General features: G+C 29.6%; 5 protein-coding genes and 1 pseudogene. 1 reads left to right on the top strand and 5 read right to left on the bottom strand.

What is annotated here, in order from left to right; translation table 11 throughout:
• Window positions 1–91: 91 nt before the first annotated feature.
• A pseudogene (locus K324_RS16645) lies at window positions 92–244 on the bottom strand (ISLre2 family transposase); the annotation flags it as partial.
• 292 nt (window positions 245–536) lie between these two features.
• Here K324_RS16645 and K324_RS0113115 point away from each other — a divergent pair.
• A complete protein-coding gene (locus tag K324_RS0113115; protein ID WP_036095850.1) occupies window positions 537–929 on the top strand; it encodes a carbonic anhydrase in 393 nt (130 codons plus the stop codon).
• Window positions 930–1,009: 80 nt separating this feature from the next.
• Here K324_RS0113115 and K324_RS0113110 read toward each other — a convergent pair whose 3' ends face one another.
• The 4 genes from K324_RS0113110 to K324_RS0113095 form a co-directional block, all read right to left on the bottom strand.
• Complete coding sequence (locus K324_RS0113110) at window positions 1,010–1,726, bottom strand: M48 family metallopeptidase (RefSeq protein ID WP_026749531.1); 717 nt, start codon at window positions 1,724–1,726, stop codon at window positions 1,010–1,012.
• Between the two features lie 54 nt (window positions 1,727–1,780).
• Complete coding sequence (locus K324_RS15005; RefSeq protein ID WP_036095849.1) at window positions 1,781–3,538, bottom strand: NUDIX domain-containing protein; 1,758 nt, start codon at window positions 3,536–3,538, stop codon at window positions 1,781–1,783.
• A 70-nt stretch (window positions 3,539–3,608) separates the two neighbouring features.
• A complete protein-coding gene (gene rsmB / locus K324_RS0113100; RefSeq protein ID WP_026749530.1) occupies window positions 3,609–4,913 on the bottom strand; it encodes a 16S rRNA (cytosine(967)-C(5))-methyltransferase RsmB in 1,305 nt (434 codons plus the stop codon).
• 61 nt (window positions 4,914–4,974) lie between these two features.
• Window positions 4,975–6,435 carry a glycoside hydrolase family 32 protein gene (locus K324_RS0113095; protein WP_026749529.1) on the bottom strand — a complete coding sequence of 487 codons (1,461 nt, stop codon included), beginning with the start codon at window positions 6,433–6,435 and terminating at the stop codon, window positions 4,975–4,977.
• Between the last annotated feature and the right edge of the window lie 279 nt (window positions 6,436–6,714).

The raw sequence follows: 6,714 nt of genomic DNA, 5'->3' as shown, positions 1-6,714 counted from the left end.
TACGGATGTAGGAAACATTATTGTGTGTTTGTCAATAAGTTTGTTTCTGTCCCTGCAGATTTCCTCAATTCCACGATGTATTGAAACCATTAACAAATCCTTTGCTTTTAAATTTATCTTTTCTTTCATCGGAATGAAAAAAGGCATCATCAACTTTTTTGACATAAACTCTAAACAGCGTTTCAAAAGCTTTTGTGACAAACAGCTTAAACTGCTGCTCAAACGGAAGTCTGAAGGAAAAAATATTTTAAAAAAAAGTCTTTACAAGCGAGGAAAAATCTGATATTCTAATCATAGAGGGAACCACCTTTCAATAGAGTTTGGCGATGATATTGTAACTGGTTTCCTCTTTTTTGTTAATTAAAAATTTGATTAAATTTATTTGCCCCTATATTTTTTACTCTGTCCATTAAGTTAAAATTTTTGATTTTTACCAATAAATATGCTATAATTTCAGTATCTATAAGATAAGTTTTAAACAACTTCAAACTTGTAATAATTAAAAATCTATAGTTGTTTGAACGAGGGAGGAAATTATGTTTTGTACTTTAGTCTGCTGTATGGATGGGAGATTTATTCATATTTTGAATGAATACATCAGAAGTAATTATAGATATACTTTTGTAGATACCATTACTGATGCAGGAGCTGTAAATAAGATTATTAGTGACGAGGATTATTTAAAAAGAATAGAGGATAAGGTTGTTTTAATCTCCGTTAATAAACATAAATCTGATCATATTTTCGTGGCGGGGCATAGTGACTGTGCTGGTTGCCCAACTGATGATGAAACGCAAAAAGGTTATATTCGGCAAGCCGCTGAGAAAATGCATAACGATTTACCTCATGAGGCTGTTACTGGGCTTTTTGTCCATGAAAATGGAGAAATTGAAGTTTTAGTAGATTACGACATTGATGATAATAATTAATTGAATTAATAGGAACTGCTCTTAACTGGTAGTTCCTATTTTATTTAAAAAATATTTTTAATATCGTTTTCATTTCAGAATTAATAATAATGTTTGGTATTTAGCATTTTTTCAGCAATCTTGTAATTCGGCATGTATCGTTCGACATAATTATAAAAGCCTTTCCCGTGATTTGGATACTTTAGATGTGTCAATTCATGCAGGACGACATATTCTATTTCAAAAGGCGTCCTTTTTATAAGCTCCGTATTAAGATTTATATATTTTTTTACGTAATTGCATGATCCCCATCTAGTTTTCATAGGCTTTATTGCCACTTTTTCCACATGCTCACCCAATATTTTCAGCCATTTTTCCATAAATTGTGGAAATAACTTTTTTGCATTTTCAAAATACCATTTTTCCATAATTTTTTTCTTTTCGTCAATATTTTCAAAAATATTTTCATTTACAGTTAAAATTATCACATTTGATTTAGCTGGACTATTTCCATTATTCTTCAAATTTACACTATTAAAATTCCCTATTTTCACAGTTAAAGTATATTCTTTTCCTAAAAATTTGTGAATTTCACCAGTTTTATATTCAAGGCCTTTCTGTTTTTTCTTCACATCTTCAACCTTTTTCAAGACACTTTTTATCCATCCTTCTTTAGAACGGATAAAATTTTCGATGTAATCACGATGTAAATTCATTGGTACAGAAATATAAACTTCCATATTTGGCTTTATCCGTAAATTTATGTTTTTTACTTTTTTCCTGTGAACTTCATACCCTAAAATTTTTTCTGTTTTCATTTTTTATTTTAATTTTCCTCTTTATACATTTTTTATCTTTTCTAAAAATTGAAATTAGCCTATTTTAGACTTTAAAAAGACTTTTCTTGCATTTTCCAATACATCCTTCTGCAATTTATAAGTAACCAGCTTTAGTGCTTCCTCGTAAGTACACCACTGAAAATCCTCAATTTCAAAAGTATCAATTTTAACTTCCTCGTCTTGTGTAATTCCTGCAAAAATTGTAACTTTCTTAATAGTTTTTTCATTTGGAATATATTTTATTTCACGTTCAAAATCTGGAATAATTTTTATGTTTACATTTGTTTCTTCGTGAACTTCACGAATTGCCGTTTCTTCCCTTGTTTCATTGTTTTCAATATGTCCTTTTGGAAAGCCCCAGTTACCGTTGTGCATTTTCACAAGCAGAATTTTTTCAGTATTTTCATTAAAGACAATTGCCCCGCATGATTTTTCATACTCAAATTTATCATTCAGATTATAATGCTTCACAATATATTTTAACAATGCTTCTTTCTCATTCTCAATTTCATCACCTAATACAAGTTCATACAGCTTATTTTTTACTTCTCCAATTTCACGATTGTTAAATTTAAGATTTATCAAATCAATTCCAGTTATGTCCAAATCATTAAACTGTGGTATTTTTCCCTGTTTTTTTATATTTTCAATTTTGTCCCGGAAATTTTGTAAAATCTGTTCATTTTCTTTTTTTGTTCTAATCCCTTTAGAATTTAGATCTGCAGAAAATAAATTAAAAAGTCTTTTTAGATTTTTTTCTTCCATTTCAATAATCAATTTTTTTAAAACTTTGTCCGAAACATCTTGATAAATTAACATGTGATTTCTAACAATTTTTTTTACTGAATTTGTAAAATCATTGGATGCTTTAAGCTGTCTTAATTCTTCTTCTGCAATTAATGCACTTTCCTTTTCGTGTCCATAAAAATGAAAAATACCCTTCGCATCAATAATTTTTACATTTATTTTTCCCAAATCGTGAAAAAGTGCGGCAAATCTGGTTATCAAATCGTAATCACAAAGATGGATAACTTTTATAATATGGTTAAACAAATCGTCGGGATGATTGGGATTGTTTTGATTAAAATTGTAGGCATAATGAAATTCTGGAATTATCATTTCCAGCACTCGCAATTTTTTCATTTCAATAAAAGCCTTTTTCGCATAATTTCCCATTAAAATTTTACTTAACTCATCAAAAATTCTCTCTTTAGATATTTTTGTCAAAAATTTTCTTTTTTTGTAAATAGCTTCCGCAGTTTTTTTATCCAGATTGAATCCAAGTTTTGAAATAAATCGAAAAGCCCTTAAAATTCTAAGAGCATCCTCTTCTATTCTTAATTTAGGCTTTCCAACAAACCTTATCACTTTCCTTCTAATATCCTGCCTTCCGCCATATAAATCAATTATCCCAGTTTTTTTGCTATATGCCAGTGAATTTATCGTAAAGTCCCGTCTTGCCAAATCCTCTTCGATTGTCTTTACAAATTTAATTTCTTTTGGATATCTGCTGTTGAAAACTCCTGTTTCCTTACGAAATTTTGCTATTTCATAACTTTTTCCATTGACTTTTATCATAAGAATCCCAAAATGGGCTCCCGTTTCCTTTGGGCTATAATCAGCAAAAATTCTTTTTAATTCTGAATATTCTATATCAGTTGCAAAATCATAATCACCGGGATCTTTATTTAGAAATCTATCTCTAACTGCTCCACCAACAAGAAATCCTGTTCCATTTCTATTCAGTTGTTCCAATATGAATTTTACATCATCATCCAAATTAAATTGCATTCCAAATATGTCCTTTCAATTATTTTTTGTCTAACCAATTATTTTGTTAAATCAGAAATAAGTTTTTTGATTATAATTTTTTTCTCAATTTTGCTATATAAAAGCCATCTAGATATTCATTTTTATACGAAATATACACTCCCCCAAATTCATCTCTCATAGTTTTAATATTTTTGGGAATTTCCACTTCCAGAATTTCTAAATCCTCATATTTTTCCAAGAAATACTGAATATTATTTGTATTCTCGTTTTTAGAAAATGTACAAGTGCTATAGAGCATTTCTCCGCCACTTTTCAAACATTTATACGCACTTTCAAATATTTTTTTCTGAAGTTTCTTCAAATTTTTTATATCATTTGCAGTCAGCTCATATATTTTTTCAGGTTTTTTCCGAAGAACTCCAAGTCCACTGCACGGCATATCCAAAAGTATTTTATCAAACATCATATCTAAATTCTCAATTTGTGTGGCATCATTCAATTTTACTTCAAAATTACTGTATCCATATTTATTTTTAAGTTCATTCAATAATTTTATTTTATGTTCGTGAATATCTGTAGAAATTAATTTTTTCGGATTAAATAACTGTAAAATCGCAAGGGATTTTCCACCAGGAGCAGCACAGGCATCAAGCACCACATCTCCATCCTTCACATCTAAATTTTTCACAGCTAAATAAGACGAAGCATCCTGAATCACAACATTCCCATTCTTATAAATCTCCGTATCAAAAATATTTGCATTTGATAAATAATAAACTTCTCCGACAGAAAATAAAATCTTTGTATTAATATTTTTCAGAGTTTCCTCAAATTTTTCTTTCATAATTTTATTTTTATCAAATCTAACTGACAAATAGCTTCTTTTTTTATAAGACTTAAGCATTTTTAAATAATCATCAGAATAATCAATTTTCATCTTATTCACAAACCATTGCGGATATGACAAAACAATACTTTCTCTCTTATCCTGCGGAATCTCATCATCAAATTTTTCCTTATTTTTCAAAACCGTCTGCAAAGCCGCATTTACAAATCCAACCTGATGTGCATTCAAAATCTTTGCAATCTCCCCAGCCTCAAAAATCACTCCTGCATTATCCGATTCCATAAAAAACAATTGAGCAACTGAAATTCTCAAAAGCTGTTTTATCTTCCGCTTTTTCACATTCTTAACACTTTTTCCAATCAGATAATCAATATAAATCAAATTTTTTATCACAATATTTATCACATTTGTAATAAACATTTTTTCTTTTTTTGTATAACTATTTTTAGAAAAATAGTAATTTAACTGAATATTACTATATTTCCCGTTCTGAATTTCATCCAGTAAATTCACCATATCTAATTTTATATTATTTTTCTTTATCAATTTTTTCCTCTCTAATTTTATAAATAATTCATTTTATAAGATTTATGTTATTAAAATAACTTTATTTCCATTCCCATTTTTCTATTTCTACATTAACATTTTTATCAGCAAATACACTTATCCCATCCGCATCTTTTTCAGGGAATATTCGTGAGGAAAATACTTCCTGTCCGCCATTGATAAACACTTCCACAGAAGAGTTATCCACGAACACAGTAAGTTCCAGCTTTGAAATATCTCCAAGATAGACTTTTCGTAATCTTTTATCAGGCTGTTCACCTTTTGTTCTGTCTAATACAAATTTTTTATCGTTGTAGTCAAATTTTAAAACTGTTTCACTATTTTTACCAGTTCTTAATTTTAATCCAAAATCAGAATTAATGTCAGTGAATCTTGCTTTTAGCTCGTAAGTTGTTCCTGTTCCAACTTTCACTTCTCCAGCCACTTTTTCATTAAACTCAATTTTTTCTCCACGGATACTTTCCATTTCCTTTATTGGCAGCTGATAAAGTTTTCCATTTATCACTTTAAGTTCTCTTGGCAATGTTAGGCAGTGAAGCCATTCGTTTTTCACAGTTGGAAAATCTTCCTCTTCTGGAACTCCCATCCATCCTACAATAATTCGTCTTCCTTTGTCATCTTCCATTGACTGTGGTGCATAAAAGTCGTGTCCTCTGTCGATTTCCACAAAATTTGATGAAATTTCAAATTCAGGTTTTTCGTAATCCAGTTTCCCAAATAAATATCCTGTCTGATATTTGTTGTTGTATAAATCTCCTTCTGGCTCCAGCCCTTGTGGAGAAAATACCAATAAATCCTTTATTTCTCCAGTTTTTTCGTCTTTTAACTGGAAATAGTCAGGACATTCCCACATAAATCCAAAATCTTTAATTTTTCCATGATTTGCCCCAGCAATCTCACCTTCAAACTTCCAGTCCTTTATATTTTCTGAACTGTATAAAACTGCTTTTCCTTCCAGATTTTCACTTTGAATACCAATTACCGCATAAAATTTTCCATCTTTTTTCCAGATTTTTGGATCTCTTATGTGCCGAGTATATCCATCTGGCTGATTTACAATGCTTGGTTCCCATCTCTCAAAATTTTCTCCGTCGCTGGAAACTGCTAGGCATTGGTAAGATTCTCTGTTTCCATCAGCATCTTTCACATTTCCTGTATAAAATAAATAAAGTTTTTTATCATCCGCAATTGCACTTCCAGAATAAACTCCATCCTTGGAATACCAGGTATCAGGCCGCAAAGCCGTTTTCAGCCTTTCCCAATGTAGCAAGTCATCACTTACGCTATGAGCCCAAGTTTTATTTTTATGATTAGTTCCCAACGGATTCCATTGATAAAACATATGGTATTTACCTTTAAACTGAGAAAATCCATTTGGATCGTTAATAAGTCCCACAATTCCCTGAATATGATATTTTTGTCGCCAAAAATCTTTTTCCACAATCTCTTTTTTTTCTAAAACTGACTTTTCCTCATTTTCTTTAACTTTCGTAAACTCCATATTTTAAGCCACCTTTCATATCATAAAATTTTAATTATTTGTTTTCTATTTATTCTATTATTTTTATTTTTTTGCTATATGTACGAGTTTTTTTATCGAACTGATGAAAATTAAACAAATTTAGATTTTGGAAAAACAATTATAACTTTTAAGTCCGATTTTAAACTAATTTTACTATATTTTACCATATTTTACCACTTTTTCCAAATTTTTACAGTTTTATTTATGACTTTTCAGGTAATTTTAAGAGTAAAAAAATAATTTTTGCTTTAGATTTGC

It is taken from the genome of Leptotrichia trevisanii DSM 22070 (assembly GCF_000482505.1).
Classification (GTDB): domain Bacteria; phylum Fusobacteriota; class Fusobacteriia; order Fusobacteriales; family Leptotrichiaceae; genus Leptotrichia; species Leptotrichia trevisanii.
The sequence above is the reverse complement of the archived record's forward strand: the minus strand, read 5'-3'. Positions and strand labels throughout refer to the sequence as shown.